Origin of the sequence: Hymenobacter sp. HDW8 (assembly GCF_011305775.1) — a bacterium.
Classification (GTDB): Bacteria; Bacteroidota; Bacteroidia; order Cytophagales; family Hymenobacteraceae; genus Hymenobacter; species Hymenobacter radiodurans.
This window is the reverse complement of the sequence record NZ_CP049907.1, coordinates 3813501-3831540: the sequence shown is the minus strand read 5'-3', so window position 1 is coordinate 3831540 and position 18040 is coordinate 3813501. Positions and strand designations below refer to the sequence as shown.

Sequence of the window (18040 nt, the reverse complement as noted above, 5' to 3'; positions counted from 1 at the left end):
CAATATCCTCTGCTGTTAAAAAATTGATTAAATGAAAGAATTATTTCAGATCAATTAATATTTCATTTAATAAATATTCATCTATTATGACATCTGCTCTATTAGTTGTATCGCCCTTGACTGAGGGCTTACAAGGCGCATTATAATAGTGAAGCTGCATATTGGAAGCCATACGATAATAGATAAGGTTTTCGAAGTCTTGGTTATCAAGTACTACTAGCTTCTCCTCATTTATTAATTCTATTACAGTTGTGTTTGGCTGCATAAATAAAATATTTGTCAGGTTGGCACCGTGTATGCCCATAACAACAGCTGCTTCCTGCATGAGCTGAACCTGCTGTGCAAATTCAAGCCCTTCGAAATAAACTACCTCGAACCCGTATTGCGTCAGGATTGGAATAATGGCTGCTTCATTTACCAATCGGCGATTATTTTGACGTGCACGTGATATATATAAACGTCGATGTGGCTGCGGCGGGGGCTGGTGGCCGATGGCATTTGTTATCTCGGCTCGGAGTTGCCGCATCAAAGATGCATCCTGGAAGCCAGGCGGTGCGGCATACTCTGGCAACAGTAATAAGGGCACTTTAACGATTTGCTTATCCTGTATTACCAGCAGATGCTTAAATCCTAAAATGGATGTACTTGTGCGCACGTATTCCGGAATAGGCTCCGGGACTAGTAGTAAGCAAGCAGGATACAATTGACGCAGTATGAGCAACCGTGGTAAGGAGTCAGCTATCCAATGATAGTAGTTATCTACAGACCATAGATCATGCACCAATGCCGCCTGAGTAACTGTTGGGGGAAGCTCTACTGGATCAACAACCCACTGCTTCAGCAGGTAGGCATCTGTATAATGCTTTTCTTCTCTAGGATGAGGCAGCCCTTTTAAAAATATTCTTAGGTTCCTAAAAATGATTGTTTGCCAAGAGACATGAACGTGCTTTAGCCGATATATATGACGCGCAGGCAACCCTGTACTTTCCTGGAAATACTTGGCAACCTGAGGCGGCAGACTATCGAAATTGACAGGAAGCTTAGGCGATGTTGGAGCTACAGCAGGTAATACTTCTATCCCTTCTTCCTTCCATTCAGGAAGAATTTTATATACTATTTTAACGCAAGAATCTGTAAGACCTTTAAGAAATGAATACAAATAGTTTCCCCCCATATCTACTCAAAGAAAGTATGTATTTTAATTCCTTGGTTACAAAAAATCGATTAATCTATATTAATACATCGCACTACCTATTTTCAATCCCGATTTTTTTATTTTTTGCTTCAACTCGTCCACAGATTTATAGTACCCGATGATATTTCCAAAATCAAGTATATAATTAAAAATAGTAAACATCTGTTGTTTACAGTCCATCAGATATAGTTTATCATCTATGAATAGTGCTCTAACAAAACGCATAGATACTATCTGACGGAAAGCGCCCCAACTCATGTACAAAAAGTCCTTTATTAAATGCGTAGTCGTATCGGAGTTGCTTTCGTTTGCTGTAAGCAATGCGTTCCGGTAAGCCCCTAATCGGGATGCGGCCCAAACGGGCGAATAATAAAGCCGATTTCGATAAGTGGGTGTTAGGCGGTTCGCGGTCATGTAATGCTCAAGCCGAAGCCCAGACCAGTACCATACCTCATACCCTAATAGCTGCGCCACATAACACAACTCATCATCTTCTCCCGCAGTCAGCACTTTTGTCCCCTGACGACCAGCAAAGAGACTTTTAAATTCGAGTTGGGTTAGTTTGTGCCAGAGTTCGAGCCGAATAAACATGCCCGCTCCCCAAAGGATATGGGAACCGATATTACCATCGGGCAGCGGCTTTATATCGGAGCCCACTTTATATACAGGGATTCCGACAGCATAATTCGCCTGAAAAAGTGGAAACCAACTAGGTGGAGACACCTCAAAAGTGGCTGTATTTTGCCCCCCAACTATTGCTACTTGAGGATTGGCTTGCAATACATCGAAGCCAATTTGCAGATAGTCAGAAGCTAACCGGTTGTCGTCATCTACGATACAGGCGTACTGGTAACGCGCTTGACTAAAGGCAAGTTTGACAGCAAAGTTCTTACCGGGGCGGGGTTCTTTAAATAGCCGTAGGGGAACTGATGTACCCAACTCTCTCCAATGAGCCTCGGCTTTCTCCGTGGTGCCGTCTGTACAGGCGTTGTCGACTAGAATTACCTCCCACGGAATAGCTGGGTCTGCAGCCTGCCGGGCTAGGCAGGTGAGTGTTTCACTAATGCGCGAGGCACTATTATAAGTGCATATCAAAAAAGAAACACCCGCCGGCACCACTTGCACACTGTTACTCTCCGGCAGCATAGGTAAATCGCTTAGTATAACATGATCAGCCTGACGTGAACACTGCGCGAAGATAAGCGAGAGAAATAAGTTTGCCTGATTTGGGCTAGAATGTAACAGGCATACATAAATACATATAACCGCGAATGGCTATCACATAGGAGAATTGCAGCCATACTTCATACAATGAGAAAGATAGCCTTTCCTAAAGCTTAACCCAAGTAGATGGGACAATCATCTCTGATGTTACATTGATCTTAGGAAACCACATGTGGGGAGCTACCACCACCTTGGCTGGGTTGCTCCCCAGCCACGCAGCCCACCAGCTGTAAGTGCTGTTGGCAATAATATGGTGTTGGCACAAGCTCATCAGGTGCATATCCTCATGACTAGGCTGCTGGGGGCATTTTTTACAAACACGCATGGATAAGGAACCTTTAAATTTTGCTCTGCCCAGGCTATATCATCCGAGAATACATAAACTGTAATGTCTTTTCCAGTTTTCGCAACTATTTCATCTATGGCATGCTCGTAATATTCGAGTGAGCATACGCTTGCGTACTTGGCGGCCTCGGCTTCAGTCAGGTAGTCACCGCGCCTAATGTGCAGGGAAACGGAATTGGTAGTGCGAATCCGGGGGGCAATTTCTTGCGCAGGCGCGCTAACAAACGATGGAAAAACAAAGTCGTTGCGGATGGATTGCGCAATCTGATCAAACCATCTTTCGCTTTGCCACAAGCCATCTACATACACCAACTCCCCCTGAGTTTGCAGAAACTCCGGCTTATACGCCAGCGAGTAATAATCAGTAGTTAAGGAAAAAGCCGGGGTCATACCCATCAATTTCCGACCACGGTTGTATGCTTTAAACAAAGTCGAGTCAAGGTACTGGTCGCTCTGACGCAGCTGCGACGCGGAAGCAGCTATCAGGTGAGGCTCAACAGCCGGGAACACATGTAGCTCAAGGGCGCGGGGGGTGCTAGTAATTAGGCTACGTTCCAGAAATCGAAAATCAAACCGCAACTCCTGCTGCTTCGCCAACGCCAGTTTTCGGCCCAAAGCGTACTGAAACATTTGGTTACCCAAGCCTCCAACCAACTTGACTACAATCATTTGACTCGTATTATTAGAATAAGCAGCTAAAATGCTACGGAAATCACGACTCAGCTAATTCCATTATAAACTCTTCAGACCAATACTTTTATTGGCACAGTTCCACCTTTATTACTTCGTAAGAATGGCTTTTCAATCAAGTTCCAACTTATATACCCTGATAGGCTAGCGAAAAGCAGAGCTAATGGAATTAAAAGCCATATAGATACACTAGGTAAATACCAATCCAAGAGTTTCTGTATGGGCCACCCATATAAGTAGAGACCGTAAGAAATATCGTCTATTCTTTGGAATGAAGTAAGTAATGGAATGCTCGCGAATGCGAACCAAAATAGGGCATATGCGCCAACAGTCGCTAAACCCAACAGAGCTAGATCGTGCTGTGTTGTCAATAAGAATAGTAAGGCTACTGCGGCAATTACTGCCCATCTGCCGCGAGATACTACACCAAACAATTTAAAACAGGCTCCGGCGCTAAAAAAAGCCACAAAATTTATAAACTCTGGAGGGCTGACCAAATACCACTTTTGTCCAGGTAGGTTCAGTGTCCTTACCTGATCTGACATTAGCATCAGGCCTAATGCTACAATATATACTATCAACCAGACACCTTTTTGACGGCTAACCCCAGCTAAACCAAAGAGCAGAGCCAATGCGTAGCATCTCACCTCAAATTCGATGGTCCACATTGCACCGTTCACATAAGGATAAGGAGTTCCTACAAAGTTAGGAGGAAGCTCCAGTGGGTGTTTAAGCTGCACAGCCATACTGAAGAGGGCTCGATAATTTAACTCATGAAAGTAAGCGGCTGCATCCTGTGCCCCCAGTGGAGCTGCAACAAAAACTGAGACAGCAAACGCAACAATAAACCCTGGGACAATACGTCGGATACGCTTTTCTATAAAATCTACTACCTGAGGCCGACGCTGCCAACTCCCTACTATTAGATAGCCACTCAAAATAAAGAACCCAGCTACTGCGAACTCACCAAAACTAATTGTACCAAAAGCGCGAGTTAATAGTTCTCGCGAACGGTCACCATCACGGAGTTCGGGTCCGTGTGCTACCAGTACTAAGGAAGCAAAAAATAAGCGCAGAAAGTTTAAGTTATTGCTATGTAGTGAACTAGCACTTGTAGTAATAGTTTCCATTGATAAGTACCAAAGAATAAAGGCAACAAAAAAGCGAAGATAAGTAGCGAGTTGCTATTCATCTTCGCCTAGTGGTAATGCATTACAGAAAGGCTAACCTTTCATTTTAATCAGCTCATGAGTGTAGACCTGTTTTTACCGCTTGTCTTTACTATTATATTAAAATCTAAGTATTGGTGCACTATTTGTTAATCTGCCAATAAGTATATCATTTTCGTTCAATCGCATCATTTAATTTCACAATCTCATGAATAATATCAAGCACAAACTAGCAAGTTTTACTTTCCTAATTAGCTTTTGCCTAGCGGGAAACGCAGTACTCGCTCAAAATGCTGTACGAACAGCTGTGCAACAAGGCCATGGTGCCTTCGTTAGCAAAACAGACAAGGAGTACGCAATAGGCAATGCTAGCCTTGGCATTCCAACTTTAGCCCCAGATGCCGTGGTAATGCTTAAACAGGTAAAATTTGTCATTACACCATCAGGCAATTCCACTTCTGTATTAACTGGTATGCTGCCAGCAAATCAGCGTCCTACACAGCGTGTTGTTTTTAACTCTACCCATACTGAAACCGTAGAAGGCCCCACAAAAGGACGTGTATACGATACAGTAGCTGTTACAGAAACTAATGGTAGCATCACCTATACTGGTACCCTAAAAGCTAAAGGCAAAAGCAAAAAATAGTTTTTTTTGCTTTTGCCACATAATAAAAAAGCCCCGACACTTGTCAGGGCTTTTTTATTATGTGGCAAAAGCAAAAAGGTGTATGCAGGAAAACCTATAAATCATCTGAACGGTCAGTACTTAGATTCCAATTAGTACGCATGCTTACGTTGCCATTGGTTTCAGCTACTGTATGAATTTGATAAGTGTAACTTTCACCATCTATTACAAGCGTAAATGATTTATTCGACATATGTTTTGTAGTAGGTCTGCAACTAGATGCTGGTATTGTTCCTGCCCATGTATCGATTTCCCCTTTGGGAGTTATTTTGTGAGTAAGCAAAGTCATAGTAACGTCGCACCCTAAGTTAGTTGCATCAGGGCCTTGTGGCCAAGTCTCACCTATCTTAACTGGATTTAGAGTTCCAGGAATATAAAGGTTCGACGACCTCACAATTTGTAGTTTAGGAGATACATTTTCTGACTCTTTAGCACAAGCACTAGCCAGAATACCGCTACCAAAAAGCATAGCAACGCGAAGTAATTGTAGAGCTTTTTTCATTCTAGTAAAATTTTAAGATTTTTTTGAATTATTTATAAATCGAAAGTACAGTTCAATTGCTTAATTTAAAATAGATCTTTAAACATTTATATAAAAAACACCTTATACTAGTTCCATTAGCAATATGAACTATAAAAGATCAAATTGTCCATTTTCAACTTAGTGGTAACGTTGGCCTTCTACCAGCTATTATACCATCGCTTAATCCACACTTATTGGAAGAAGACTCACACAACCTGAAAAGATTGTTAGCGGTAAAGGCTGGACTAGTAGTAGTGTACTAGCATAATGGCGTATGATCAGCGACACGTTATAATGGAATTTCTGCGCACTCAGGATTTACAAAACACTTTTTTTCAAATCCGATCAGATACTCTAAAACGCTGATTATATACAATGTATCCTGTATGCAAAAGCAGGAAGCCACCCACGCAAAGTGTTAATATTAGTAAGGCAACTGTATATCTAGCAGGGTGATACAGGGCTTCAAACCACTATTTAGCATAGTCTTGTGGCATACCCTTTAACATCCACTAACTATATAGGCCTTTGGCCTCCATAGTTCGTAATATTCTAATCCTCAGAATCTTACTAATTCTTTCTAATTAACAAATAGAAAAATTAGTCTGCTAACCAAAATAGTTTATATGATACGGCTACTTAGCCATTTATTGTGTTCTGCTTACAAGCATAAGCTTAAAATAACTCTTAGTAGCTCTCGAACAGTCAAGCTATAGTGAGCACACTAGCTACTGTATATGTTGCTTCCAGAACTCAGGGTCGTACTTCTCCCAGGCATGCGATGCCATAGGTAATTGCTCCTTATTAAGCCTATATAACACACTCGGATTAACCTCAAACGCAAAAGCTGTTGCATCCTCTACAGTTGCGATGGTAAACCAGGGGAAGAACGTCTTGACTATAGTTGCCCAGTAACCATCTTCGTACAGAGGTGTTTCCCACGGCAGGGCGGCATCGTAGGCTCTGGTGCGCCGATGGTACTCGTGTTTAGCCACTCGCAATACAGACACCCAATGTTGCGCAACAGTTTTAACTGTTTGAAAAGTCGGCTTACGACCACTGAATATCTCTAAAGCATACAGAACCGTCAGAAACGACTTTACTTTCCGTAAGGAAAAGCCACCATTACCAACTCCCAGGATGGGGCTTTCAGGGGCAGCAGCGTGGTAGCCCTCAAACCAAGGGGCCCCAATATAATCGTACCCCTTCCCTATGAAGTAATCGAGCTTGTCAGCAAAAACAAAAACGTCGAGCTGGCAAACCAGCATATACTCATAGTTGGCAAAGCATTTATAAAACTCCAGACTTAATAATAGCTGGCTATAGCTTACAAGACCAGTAAAATAGCTTGGGTCGAAATTAAGCGTTCTTATTGAAGGAATCGGCTCTTGCTTGGAATAATACGCTGTCGTGTCAATGCCTTTATGTGCGACTAAAACTATATCATAAGCACCTAGAACCTTGTACGTTGTTTGTAAGGATTTTATTTCACCTACGCTAAGCTCTGCGTATTGCTTATAAACAGGAATAACAACAACAACATTATGTTTCATTTGGTAAAGGCGATCAACTTATTCCAATGATTTTTTAAGTAATAATAGATTCATACGGGTAAACATTTTAACTCCCACCCGAGCAATCACATTAGATTTCCATAGCACCTTCAACGTATCCAAGCAAAGTTGTCGCTTACCAGATAGCTTGGGTAGAATAGCATAAAAAGCTTTCGTCTCTTCCAGAGCTACAGCATCAGCAGATAAATTATCGAGATTAATAGGCAATACACGATTCCATTTATTATGAAGTTTGATAGTATCGCTGAGCCAACCATCATTAAAACTACCCTCAGAAAAGTGATTTAATAAGATTTCATATGTAACAGCTACATCATATTGCTGCAGTACGCTCAACGAGAAGTCAACATCATAACAATGGAAACCATTAAAGATGGTATCATCAAATTTTATTTGATTGACGACTTCTCTCGTAGTGCAAAACCAGACCCCATCAACAGCTGCTACTTTAGATAAGGTTTCGCTTCGTGGATTGTTGTAGTCGTGAACGCTGGAGCCGTCGGTTTTATAATGTTGAACAACATTCATGTGCAAGGCCTTATCTGTAGCTGTAGCAAAGGACCATCCAGAAGGCACCAAAGATTTATAGCTACTACCTGCTACTCCTAGTAATCCTAGCTTAGAATTGTCGTGAAAAGCATTTATAACCTTCTCTCCCCACCCACTCGTGATAAAGCCAACGTCTTCATGCATGAAGCACAGAATATTAAACTGGCTTTTTTCAATCCCTAAATTATAAGCTTCAAATATAGAATATCTGCCTTTGCTATTATCGATATCAATTATCTGATATGGTAAACCAATCGTTGCTTCTATACTTTTGGCAGCGCTACTCAGCATTTCTGCGCTACGGGAGCAAATAACAATTGATATCATACCTATTTCGCGGTATTAAGATTCTATGATTATTATAGAATCTTAAACAAAATTTTTACTCAGCATCATATCCTGCCAGTATTGAGCCTGAATCTTCGCATCAAACTCATTAGCTCTTGCAATTGATATGTCTTTATTTAAATTGATTTCATTATTACTAACTTTTTGCATAGCATTGATCAAATCTAATGTATCGAATGAATCTATTACGATACCCATACCATCTTTAACAAACTCTTTAACACCACCCGAATTAAATGAAACAATTGGCAACCCCATTGCAGCAGCTTCAATCATAACTAATGGAAAAGGGTCTTCTCTGGAAGTCAACACTAGTCCATCCCCTAATGACAAATAATCGTAATAATCATCGGATTTAGCACCAAGCATAATTACATTTTCAATTCCATAGTATTTTAATTCTTTTTCTATATAGTAGGAGTAGCCTGATGAACCAGGTCCAATCCATAATATAGTTACCGACTTATCAAGCGATCGGGCAATCAAAGGTATTAGGTCTGTCCCTTTACGATACTCAACAGAACCTGACATAATCCAAACGAAAGAATTATTTATATTTAATTTTTTCCTTAATTTTTCTGTATTTTTTTTATCTACTATTATATTATTTGTATCAATACATTCATAATGTAATGCAATATCAGTTCCTCCCATTATCTTAAGCTTATCACAAACCACATTGGAACAGCCTACTAATAATTGAGCACCTTCTACTGCATTTTTTAAATTATTATATGTAATATGCTGATATATAAAAAGCATGTCATGGAAGTGAACCACGTAAGGTACGCCTAATTCTAAAGCTAATGATACTGCTTCAGGGCAAAGAACTGTATTAATATACCAAATATCAGGCTTAAACTTATTATGTGCGTCGACTACGGATTTTTTATAAAGATCATCAATTTTATCTTGTTTAAATATTTTATTCTTTGCTTTTGCGATTATTCTTTGCCGTAGGGTTTGCTTCAAAGGCACGTACGGCAGAAAGAAGGGAACTGACTCAGGTAATTCATCAATGAGAGGACCTCTATGTCCGCTAAACAATGCACATGAAAATTCATCCTTATTAATGTGCTTGATAATATACCAGAGCATCATTTCAGCACCATTTCGACCAGCAAAGGGGGTGAAAAATAAAATTCTCATTTAAAACATTTTAAGAAAATCTATTTCTTACTATCAAAATCACTTCTCAAGCGCCGCAAAATAGGATACAATATTCCATCACCCATTATTTGCCTTAGACCACTTAATTTATTGGAAAATAAAAATTTATTAAGCTCAAAATCAGTTTTTCTCTTAATGTCCGGGCTCAAACCAGTCAAATTTTTATAAATTATATAATGTCTCCTTAATGGAATTTGGTATTCTAGCATACTTTTTAACCACATTTCTAAAATACTGTCTACCATTATACCAAAGAAAAGCTTATCTGGTTCTCCATATTTTTTTATTATTCCTAACAGTTTACTTAGTTCTAAATAATAAACACCATTGATAAGAGTTCTACTACGTACATTATTATTATGATGTCTATAAAAATTTAATGGCTCAACAACAAATGCTACTTTTGACACAGCCATAATACTTGCCCAAAACAGCCAGTCACCTACTAATCTCATTTTTTCATTAGCTGGTTCTACCTGTTGAATAACACTACGGCGAATTAATACTGCACTAGCATTAGGAATTATATTACGATAAGACATAAATTTTTTAACTAAATAAATGCCATCAATCACAAAATTTGTAGTCCATAGATAGGAATCTAGTTCAGAGTATAATTTAGTATTTCTTTCAATAGAGTTTTGCTCTTCAAATACATGCCATGAATCGCAATAACCAAGTCCTATGTGATCATCAGAATCAAGTATGACTATTAATTTTTCTAAAAAATATAAGTCAGCGTAATCGTCGCTCTCAGCTATCCAGATGTACTGTCCTTTAGCTAGATTGAAACCCTTATTCCATTGCTTGAAAGTACTACCACTATTTTGATTATTATATACAACACGTATGCGCTTGTCACTATCTTTATAACGTTCAATTATTTCACGACTATTATCAGTAGAATAATCGTCAAGAATTATTACTTCAAAGTTATTGTAGCTTTGATTCAAAACACTTTCAATCCGCTGTGGCAAGTATCTAGCGTGATTGTAATTAGGAATGATTACCGTAACCTTTGGCGCAATTTCGTCCATTATAAAATCTACCAAAAAACTTTAAAAAGAGGGTCTATATGCGAAAATATTTAATTGCAGGTCATTTGCAATATTACTGTTGTTATATTTTTTGTAGTCGATAAATGGAAATTCCATATAATCCCACGCATGTTTTATATAATAACGGAATCCAGAATCCGTTATTATTCTCAATAACTTATCTAACTCTTGCTCTTGTAAAATCGAACTATGGTATTCAACAAACATAAGCTCAACATTCTTCAATTCGCTTTGACAATCAGCTAGCACTTCTAATTCAGCTCCTTCAATATCTATTTTTAAAAAATCAACTTTCTCACGCAGCAAGTTTTTTAAACGAATTGCTTTAACCTTTTTAATTTCGCCTAATGATGCATCATCATTCACTACCATACCTCCAAGTGAATTATTCGGCAAGAAGCTTAACTCACCATCAGTATTCCATACAGCTGCATTGTGCATAATCACATCTGTAAAGCCAAAGGATTTAAGATTTTCCTTGCACACTTCATAGATTTTATCATCTGGTTCAAACCCAACTATCTTTGCATTTGGATAAAGCCTTTTAAAATATATTACACTCAAACCTATATTAACTCCGCAATCAATAATATAAGGATTTTGCTTACCAGCGTTAAATTTATATACTTCATCAATTAAAACCTCTTCAACATTCTGTATAAATGAGTATGTACCAATCCTATTAATTTCTACGCCGAATATTTTTGATTTGGTAAATCCACTTTTATTTTCACTTAATCCTTTATAAATATAGTCGCTGTACTCCTCAAAAGTAATTCCAATAGGCTTGAAATTTTTGACGTAATTATATCTACCAATGGTGGTGCGATGCAATAAACTTTTTAAATTCATAGACTTTAAGATTTACTTTCTCAACTACAACCAGCTGTAGCGACCAAATACTACTCCGTAATCGTGTTCTCCATGTTTTGACATTATTGATCCAGCATCGATAACTTTGAAATTACACACATCTTCAACTACATCGAGTTGAGCTATTTTTGGAAGGTTTACAAAAGCATAAAGTGAGTAATCCCCCCTAACTAATGTATTTGCTTCAATAACAAGAGAGTAATGCGACTTTTCAATCCGGGTTTCACAAGAGAAGACCGGCCTTTTTCTTCCATCAAGGATTGTCACAAATATATCACGCCCTCTATTTATGCTTGCTTCACTGGCGTGAAACTTAAAATCAATAACTATCGCTTCATCGTATTGGAAGCTTGCCGAAACTACTCCCTCAGTATTTCGAACGTGTATTTCATCGATATAAATCTCACTAGAGTCTTTCTCTACTGAATTTACATATGATGGCGATACTTGGTCATGATTCAAATACCTGGCTACTGTTTCCTTCATAGCGCCATCATATTCAACGCTTCCATGTTTCATTATTATGCCATGTGTACATAACTGAGAAACGGCGTTCAAATCATGGCTAACAAAGAGCACAGTTCGACCATCATTGACACTCACATCCTTCATTCGCCCCAAGCACTTTTTCTGGAATTCGGCGTCACCCACAGCCAGCACCTCGTCTATGATCAGAATTTCGGGTTCCAGAAACGCAGCTACGGCAAACGCTAAACGCACATACATACCGCTGCTATAACGCTTCACGGGCGTATCGATATAGCGCTCAACTCCAGAGAAGTCTACAATCTCATCGAACTTACTGCGAATCTCGGGCTTGCTCATTCCTAAGATTGCTCCATTCAGATAAATATTCTCGCGGCCAGTAAGCTCTGGATGAAACCCGGTACCTACTTCGAGGAGAGAAGCAATGCGTCCTTTGATCTTGATGCGACCGGTGGTAGGAGCAGTTACTTTAGATAGGATTTTGAGCAGCGTGGATTTACCAGCTCCGTTACGTCCAATGATGCCTAGCACTTCGCCCTGCTTGACCTCAAAATTCACATCTTTCAGTGACCAAACATAATCGCTTTGTCCTTTTACCGTACGATCATTGCTTTCGCCTATTTTGGCAAAAGGATCTTCCTGACCACGTAAGCGCGCCCACCAGCGGTTTAGGTCATGGGTGAGGGTCCCTGTACCAATTTCGCCTAGACGGTAAAGCTTCCCTAGTTCCTCTATTTTAATGGCAATATCACTCATGAACAGCGAAGCAATCATTACAAGGAAGCTAATTTGCCCCCCAGCCTTGGTTAAACAGTGTCAGTAAAGCTCTTTTGCACCTTGTTAAAGATGATAGTGCCTAGTAAGAGCACGAGCAAGGATACGAGCAGGCTATAACCCAAACCACCCCAACTAAACGTACCAGAACCTAAAAACGCATACCGGAATGTTTCGACGATTGAGGTCATAGGGTTGGCTAGAATTAGCCAACGGTAAGATAAGGGGAGGCTAGACAAAGGGTATATTACAGGAGTGGCATACATAAGCAGTTGCACCCCGAAAGTGAGCAGAATAGCTAAATCGCGGTACTTGGTCGTTAATGCGCTAAACGTCATACCAAGCCCTAATGATAGTAGCGCCATAATTACCACGAGTATAGGGGTAAGCGCCATCAACCAATTGGGCTGAATCTTATCGCTAAAAATCAAATAATATCCCCATACCACAATAAACAAGGTAAACTGCGTACCGAAACGAACTAGGTTGGATATGACAATGGCCAGCGGCATAGTAAGGCGCGGAAAATATACCTTACCGAAAATATGGGCATTGTCACGAAAGACAGTAGAAGTTGCTGTCAGACTTTGGGCGAAGTAATTCCAAATAGTAATACCTGAAAGATAGAACACCAACATTGGAAGCCCATCAGTAGATAGCTTAGCTACGTTGCCAAAGATGATTATGAAGGTGAGCGTTGTCAGCAAGGGCTGAACAAAAAACCAGATAGGTCCAAGGATAGTCTGCTTGTATGTCGACACAAAATCCCGGCGCACAAACAGAAGCACTAAGTCTCGGTAGCGCCACAAATCTTTAAGTCCCAGATCAAGCAGACGAGTCTGGGGGCAATTATTTCCGTCCAGTCATCTGTCTCCGTTTTGATTACGGGATTCGGCGCTTTCATCACTTCTGCTGTTTCCATCGCGCTGATTAAATCACGGAACGTTTAGGTGTATTGCTAGCCTTACTGAAAGGCTGACTATTTCCTCGTTAAAAGTTTAATGAATTAGGCAGATACTGCGGTCATGTTCTTTTGCTCGTGCTGCATAAAGTCTTGGTATACAGCCTGAATTCCTTCTTCCAATTCAATAGTGTAACGCCACCCTTTACTGGCCAGTTTGCTCACATCCATCAGCTTACGGGGCGTACCGTCCGGGTAATCAGTATTGAAGCGAATTGCTCCTTCGTAGCCAACAGTGCGTTGTACAAGCTCGGCTAACTCCCGAATACTAAGATCTTCTCCCGTGCCGATATTCACCAGTCCTGCCTCGTCATAGGTTTGCAGCAGGTAGAAGCAGGCATCCGCCAAATCATCTACGTGCAGAAACTCGCGGCGCGGGGTGCCGGTTCCCCACACTTCTACTTCAGGAGCGTTCTGCAGTTTGGCTTCGTGAAACTTACGAATCAGGGCTGGCAGGACATGAGATTTTTGTAGATCGTAGTTGTCGTGGGGGCCGTATAGATTGGTAGGCATAGCCGAGATAAAATGGCTACCATACTGGCTGCGGTATGCATCACACATTTTGATACCGGCAATTTTGGCAATTGCGTACGGCTCGTTCGTACTTTCTAGCTCACCAGTCAATAGAGACTCTTCTTTTAGTGGCTGGGGGGCTAATTTGGGATAGATGCAAGACGAACCTAAGAACAGCAGCTTTTTTACTCCGTGCACATGGCTCTGATGAATCACATTATTCTGAATCATCAGGTTACTATAGATGAAGTCAGCACGATAGGTGTTATTGGCATGAATGCCTCCTACCATCGCAGCGGCGAGCACAACGTAATCAGGCTTCTCCGCAGCGAAGAATGCTTCGACCGCAGATTGGTTACGCAAGTCCAGTTCAGCTGATGTGCGTACTAATAAATTGCTATAGCCAGCTTTTTCTAGGCGACGAACAAGTGCTGAACCAACCATTCCGCGATGGCCAGCTATATATATTTTGGCGTTTTGGTCCATTAAGGTTTCGCGCAATTATAAAGTACGAAAAGGGCAGTAAGTCTGAATATAAATGAACATGTGGTAACCAGTTACTTGCTCCACCAATCAAGATCAGGTAAAGGGGCATTGCTCACTGAATCAACTCCGGGTTGTAGCCGTTTGACCATACTACCGGGCAGCAGCTTCTTGATGAGTGGGTTGATGGTGGCCCCCAGAATTACTCGCCTTGTGCGAGGACTGTAACTCAGTAATCTAGGCAGCTTACGCATTGCCAGTGGTCTAGCGATTGCCGCATCAATCTTGCCGGCCCAGTTTACTTCCCAGTAAGCATACAGGTTTCGACGCTCAACGTTGGTAAGATGAAAACGTTGGCCGTAAACTGCATCGGCTTCGCAGCTTTCCACCATTTTAACCAGGTTGGGATACCATTTCGGCGAGGTAGATGTACGTTGCTCAGGGTGAAGCTGATACACTGCCAGCATCGTAGGGATTGACTGGCCAGCAGAATGGTGTGCGAGTCGATACCACAAATCAATATCAGCGCACATATCCACTTCTCGGCGCATAGCTCCTACTCTGTCCAGCATATCACGCCTTACAAATGTGGCGTGCTGGGGAGGAATGAACTGAAAGAGTATGCTATGTGGAGTGATTGGTCCGGTAAATGAGTTAGCATATGTTACTTGATTATCCAGATCTATAGCGTACTCACCACCCGAGATGAATCCTGCTTCGGGGTGCTGTTCAAAGCCCGCCGCCATGTGGCGAAATGCATGGGGCAAGTAATAGTCGTCGCTGCTCTGAATAGCAATGACATCACCCGTGGCCTTGGCCAAGCCTTTCGTTACAGCATCAACGTATCCCTCATCACGAGCTGACCACCATGTAATTTGGTTATCGTACTTGCGCAGTACATCTACGGTAGAATCAGTGGAACCGCCATCGGAAACGATGACCTGTACTTTGCCAGGATAATCCTGCCGAAGGATGCTCAATAACGTCCGCTCGATAAAATGCCCCTGGTTCCAGGATGGAATAATGACGGAGATGGAAGGAAACTGCTGCATCCAGGTTATATTTCTACGTCAGAGACTTAACATCCGCCAGCCATAGACTAAGCAGTTCAAGTTCGTTAGGCAGCACAATCCCTTCCTTCTCCAAGGCTACGTAAGCCTTATAGAGGTTATCGCTGACGGAAGCATTAGGATCCAGTGCGGACTGTACAGTAGCAATTACACGATTGGGGTGTAGGTAACAAGGAATCTCTGATTCAAAGTCCTTCACATAATCATGAGGATTGCGCTCCTGAATTACAGTAGCTTTAGTAAAACCTAAACGATAGCCGTAAAGCCACATGATTGGCTGTGCTACCAGGCCACGCAGAATATCTGTAAAGCGGAAGGTGACGTAAGCCGGCAAATAGAGTAAAGGGAAAAGTTCCTGCCGGAAAGCTGTATTCTGAGAGTTAAAAGGGCAAAGTGTACCTTCCGCCAATACTACCGGTGCATGGTCGTCGAAGAAGCATTCGGTATTATCTACTAAGCGATAAATAGCATCTACATCTGGATCACCATCGGCTAGCCCCTGCCATACTCCTATTTTTAGGGATTGGCTTTGAAGCTCTTCTTCCTGCAATACGTGTGCTTTGGAGTTAATTAGATCCAAGGGTAAGCCACGCGGCCATATGTGCTGCTTAGTAAAGGTCTTGTATATATTAACAAATCCTTTGCTATCCTTTGAGGTCAGAAAATCCCCTTCCATTGCTGGAAATTCCCAGCCCTCATAAGGAATATTATCGTCGTCTGTATCAATGATGACCTGAGCACCCTGTTGCATGGCGTGCAGATAGCCCATCATCTTACGTCCATAATGATTGTAGGGCAATTTGGCCGATATCTGCATACCCATCGTCTCCTGTTCTTGCACTGATAAGTAGGTGACATTATCACTGCTCCAGTGCGCAGGAGACTTTTTATCGCCAGCAACTACAAGCTGATAGTCAGCAAGGGTAGCGAATTTTTTTACGGCCTTCGTTGGGGCAAAAATAGATGTAATGACAATGAAAGACTTCAACGAAGACATAAGCTGGAATAAGATTATATGAGAGAAGTTGGCGAATCAGAGTACTGCAGATAATGCTAACAACTCATAGTTAATGCTGATTTTGAGGCGCAAAGGTACAGTGTTTTTATTCACACTCTGTTTTGTTCAGTCAGCGTGAGCATCTAGGAGCTCAATATTTCACCAATATTGCTTGGTGTACAAGCAGGTAAGATAAGCTTACTCGCTGATTTTACAAGGTTTTATAAAAGCCTCGGATGCCTTCGGCTACTACTTTTACCTCCGGCTCTTGCATACCCGGCCATATCGGCAAACTCAATGAAGTTTGGGCTAATTCCTCAGCAATTGGGCAAGCTCCTTCCTGCATATTCAGGTGGCTATAGGCCTGTTGACGATGAGGAGGCACAGGGTAATGAATCAGTGTTCCAATGCCATGTTCCTGCAAATAGTGTTGGAGTGCGTCGCGATGGGCCGTACGCACTACATAAAGATGATACACATGTGATGCTCCTACTGCAGTAACCGGTAGAATAAGGTCTCCGAGTCCGGCTAAGTGCTGGTTATAAAGTGCAGCTACAGTACAGCGTTGGTGAGTCCAGGTGTGCAGATAAGGTAGCTTAACGTTTAATACGGCGGCCTGCAGCTCATCGAGGCGAGAATTATAGCCTATGACCTCGTTGTAGTATTTTTTTTGAGAGCCATAATTGCGCAGTGTGCGAATTTTGCCCCCCAGCATCTCATCATTCGTCGTTACGGCACCTGCGTCGCCGAGAGCCCCAAGGTTTTTACCTGGATAAAAACTAGTACCATTTACATTGCCAAAACTGCTGGTCATCTGACCTTGCCAGGCAGCTCCCTGCGCCTGCGCATTATCTTCGACCACCCACAGTCCATGGTGCTGCGCCACTTCCATTATGGAATTCATCTCACATGCCTGACCGTACAAATGGACGGGCATTATGCCTTTGGTTTTGGGGGTTATGGCCGCTTCTAGGCGGTTAGGATCAATATTATAAGTAAAAGGATTGGGCTCAACTGGAACTGGTGTAGCGCCAACAAATGAAACGGCCAACCAAGTGGCAATGTATGTGTTGCTAGGTACCAGCACTTCATCACCTGGGCCAACATTTAGCGCTAGGAGTGCCAGATGCAATGCATCGAGCCCATTTGCTACGCCGATGCAGTGTTTTACTTCATTAAACGTGGCGTAGGCGGCCTCAAAAGCCTTTACTTGGTCGCCTAATACATACCATTGCTTATCGTATACACCTGCAATTGCAGCAAGTATTTCCTCACGAATGGGGTCGTGCTGAGGCGAAAAAGACAGAAATGGAATATTCATCAGGATGTGAATTGCAATAGAAAACAGCCTCT

18 protein-coding genes are annotated in these 18040 nt (G+C 41.6%); 1 reads left to right on the top strand and 17 read right to left on the bottom strand.

The annotated features are described in order from the left end of the window. Positions 1-40: 40 nt before the first annotated feature. From G7064_RS16390 to G7064_RS16370, 5 genes are all read right to left on the bottom strand, one after another. Positions 41-1174, bottom strand: a complete 1134-nt coding sequence (locus G7064_RS16390; RefSeq protein WP_166074428.1) for a glycosyltransferase family 61 protein — start codon at positions 1172-1174, stop codon at positions 41-43. A gap of 60 nt (positions 1175-1234) precedes the next feature. Continuing rightward, positions 1235-2341 carry a glycosyltransferase gene (locus tag G7064_RS16385; RefSeq protein WP_166074427.1) on the bottom strand — a complete coding sequence of 369 codons (1107 nt, stop codon included), beginning with the start codon at positions 2339-2341 and terminating at the stop codon, positions 1235-1237. Positions 2342-2525: 184 nt separating this feature from the next. Further along, entirely contained in the window at positions 2526-2690 is a 165-nt protein-coding gene (locus G7064_RS23305) for an alpha-1,2-fucosyltransferase (protein ID WP_410505556.1), read from the bottom strand. Next, entirely contained in the window at positions 2690-3433 is a 744-nt protein-coding gene (locus tag G7064_RS16375; RefSeq protein WP_166074424.1) for an alpha-1,2-fucosyltransferase, read from the bottom strand. The genes G7064_RS23305 and G7064_RS16375 overlap by 1 nt, the downstream gene beginning before the upstream one ends. A gap of 74 nt (positions 3434-3507) precedes the next feature. Beyond that, complete coding sequence (locus G7064_RS16370; RefSeq protein ID WP_166074423.1) at positions 3508-4584, bottom strand: acyltransferase family protein; 1077 nt, start codon at positions 4582-4584, stop codon at positions 3508-3510. Positions 4585-4831: 247 nt separating this feature from the next. Between G7064_RS16370 and G7064_RS16365 the strand changes: the two genes are divergently transcribed. Beyond that, on the top strand, positions 4832-5269 hold the full coding sequence (locus G7064_RS16365; RefSeq protein WP_166074422.1) for a hypothetical protein: 438 nt from the start codon (positions 4832-4834) through the stop codon (positions 5267-5269). Between the two features lie 94 nt (positions 5270-5363). Here the strand turns inward: G7064_RS16365 and G7064_RS16360 are convergent, their stop codons facing one another. The 12 genes from G7064_RS16360 to G7064_RS16305 all read right to left on the bottom strand — a co-directional run bounded on the left by G7064_RS16360 (position 5364) and on the right by G7064_RS16305 (position 18008). Further along, positions 5364-5810 carry a hypothetical protein gene (locus G7064_RS16360; protein WP_166074421.1) on the bottom strand — a complete coding sequence of 149 codons (447 nt, stop codon included), beginning with the start codon at positions 5808-5810 and terminating at the stop codon, positions 5364-5366. Positions 5811-6559: 749 nt separating this feature from the next. Continuing rightward, complete coding sequence (locus G7064_RS16355; RefSeq protein WP_166074420.1) at positions 6560-7384, bottom strand: DUF5672 family protein; 825 nt, start codon at positions 7382-7384, stop codon at positions 6560-6562. An 18-nt stretch (positions 7385-7402) separates the two neighbouring features. Next, entirely contained in the window at positions 7403-8281 is an 879-nt protein-coding gene (locus G7064_RS16350) for a glycosyltransferase (RefSeq protein WP_166074419.1), read from the bottom strand. 42 nt (positions 8282-8323) lie between these two features. Next, positions 8324-9451: a glycosyltransferase family 4 protein gene (locus G7064_RS16345; RefSeq protein ID WP_166074418.1), complete on the bottom strand. Its 1128-nt coding sequence runs from the start codon at positions 9449-9451 to the stop codon at positions 8324-8326. A 20-nt stretch (positions 9452-9471) separates the two neighbouring features. Further along, positions 9472-10509, bottom strand: coding sequence for a glycosyltransferase family 2 protein (locus G7064_RS16340; protein ID WP_166074417.1), 1038 nt, complete (start codon positions 10507-10509; stop codon positions 9472-9474). Positions 10510-10530: 21 nt separating this feature from the next. Then, positions 10531-11382: an FkbM family methyltransferase gene (locus tag G7064_RS16335; RefSeq protein ID WP_166074416.1), complete on the bottom strand. Its 852-nt coding sequence runs from the start codon at positions 11380-11382 to the stop codon at positions 10531-10533. Positions 11383-11406: 24 nt separating this feature from the next. After that, a complete protein-coding gene (locus tag G7064_RS16330) occupies positions 11407-12645 on the bottom strand; it encodes a polysaccharide ABC transporter ATP-binding protein (protein ID WP_166075177.1) in 1239 nt (412 codons plus the stop codon). 50 nt (positions 12646-12695) lie between these two features. Continuing rightward, positions 12696-13451: an ABC transporter permease gene (locus G7064_RS16325; protein WP_240935544.1), complete on the bottom strand. Its 756-nt coding sequence runs from the start codon at positions 13449-13451 to the stop codon at positions 12696-12698. Between the two features lie 218 nt (positions 13452-13669). Continuing rightward, positions 13670-14623: a GDP-L-fucose synthase family protein gene (locus G7064_RS16320; protein ID WP_166075175.1), complete on the bottom strand. Its 954-nt coding sequence runs from the start codon at positions 14621-14623 to the stop codon at positions 13670-13672. A gap of 71 nt (positions 14624-14694) precedes the next feature. After that, complete coding sequence (locus G7064_RS16315) at positions 14695-15600, bottom strand: glycosyltransferase (RefSeq protein ID WP_240935543.1); 906 nt, start codon at positions 15598-15600, stop codon at positions 14695-14697. 85 nt (positions 15601-15685) lie between these two features. Then, positions 15686-16687 (bottom strand): STELLO glycosyltransferase family protein, encoded by a 1002-nt coding sequence (locus G7064_RS16310; RefSeq protein ID WP_166074414.1) that lies wholly within the window; start codon positions 16685-16687, stop codon positions 15686-15688. A gap of 211 nt (positions 16688-16898) precedes the next feature. Then, the gene (locus G7064_RS16305) at positions 16899-18008 is read right to left on the bottom strand and encodes a DegT/DnrJ/EryC1/StrS family aminotransferase (protein ID WP_166074413.1); all 1110 of its coding nucleotides are present in this window, start codon (positions 18006-18008) and stop codon (positions 16899-16901) included. Between the last annotated feature and the right edge of the window lie 32 nt (positions 18009-18040).

What these genes read in the sequence shown, in the direction of transcription:
- G7064_RS16390 (WP_166074428.1), bottom strand. Translation starts at nt 1,174, where the DNA reads ATGGGGGGAAACTATTTGTATTCATTTCTTAAAGGTCTTACAGATTCT.
- G7064_RS16370 (WP_166074423.1), bottom strand. Translation starts at nt 4,584, where the DNA reads ATGGAAACTATTACTACAAGTGCTAGTTCACTACATAGCAATAACTTA.
- G7064_RS16345 (WP_166074418.1), bottom strand. Translation starts at nt 9,451, where the DNA reads ATGAGAATTTTATTTTTCACCCCCTTTGCTGGTCGAAATGGTGCTGAA.
- G7064_RS16305 (WP_166074413.1), bottom strand. Translation starts at nt 18,008, where the DNA reads ATGAATATTCCATTTCTGTCTTTTTCGCCTCAGCACGACCCCATTCGT.
- G7064_RS16360 (WP_166074421.1), bottom strand. Translation starts at nt 5,810, where the DNA reads ATGAAAAAAGCTCTACAATTACTTCGCGTTGCTATGCTTTTTGGTAGC.
- G7064_RS16330 (WP_166075177.1), bottom strand. Translation starts at nt 12,645, where the DNA reads ATGAGTGATATTGCCATTAAAATAGAGGAACTAGGGAAGCTTTACCGT.
- G7064_RS23305 (WP_410505556.1), bottom strand. Translation starts at nt 2,690, where the DNA reads ATGAGCTTGTGCCAACACCATATTATTGCCAACAGCACTTACAGCTGG.
- G7064_RS16375 (WP_166074424.1), bottom strand. Translation starts at nt 3,433, where the DNA reads ATGATTGTAGTCAAGTTGGTTGGAGGCTTGGGTAACCAAATGTTTCAG.
- G7064_RS16310 (WP_166074414.1), bottom strand. Translation starts at nt 16,687, where the DNA reads ATGTCTTCGTTGAAGTCTTTCATTGTCATTACATCTATTTTTGCCCCA.
- G7064_RS16385 (WP_166074427.1), bottom strand. Translation starts at nt 2,341, where the DNA reads ATGCTGCCGGAGAGTAACAGTGTGCAAGTGGTGCCGGCGGGTGTTTCT.
- G7064_RS16320 (WP_166075175.1), bottom strand. Translation starts at nt 14,623, where the DNA reads ATGGACCAAAACGCCAAAATATATATAGCTGGCCATCGCGGAATGGTT.
- G7064_RS16350 (WP_166074419.1), bottom strand. Translation starts at nt 8,281, where the DNA reads ATGATATCAATTGTTATTTGCTCCCGTAGCGCAGAAATGCTGAGTAGC.
- G7064_RS16340 (WP_166074417.1), bottom strand. Translation starts at nt 10,509, where the DNA reads ATGGACGAAATTGCGCCAAAGGTTACGGTAATCATTCCTAATTACAAT.
- G7064_RS16335 (WP_166074416.1), bottom strand. Translation starts at nt 11,382, where the DNA reads ATGAATTTAAAAAGTTTATTGCATCGCACCACCATTGGTAGATATAAT.
- G7064_RS16355 (WP_166074420.1), bottom strand. Translation starts at nt 7,384, where the DNA reads ATGAAACATAATGTTGTTGTTGTTATTCCTGTTTATAAGCAATACGCA.
- G7064_RS16365 (WP_166074422.1), top strand. Translation starts at nt 4,832, where the DNA reads ATGAATAATATCAAGCACAAACTAGCAAGTTTTACTTTCCTAATTAGC.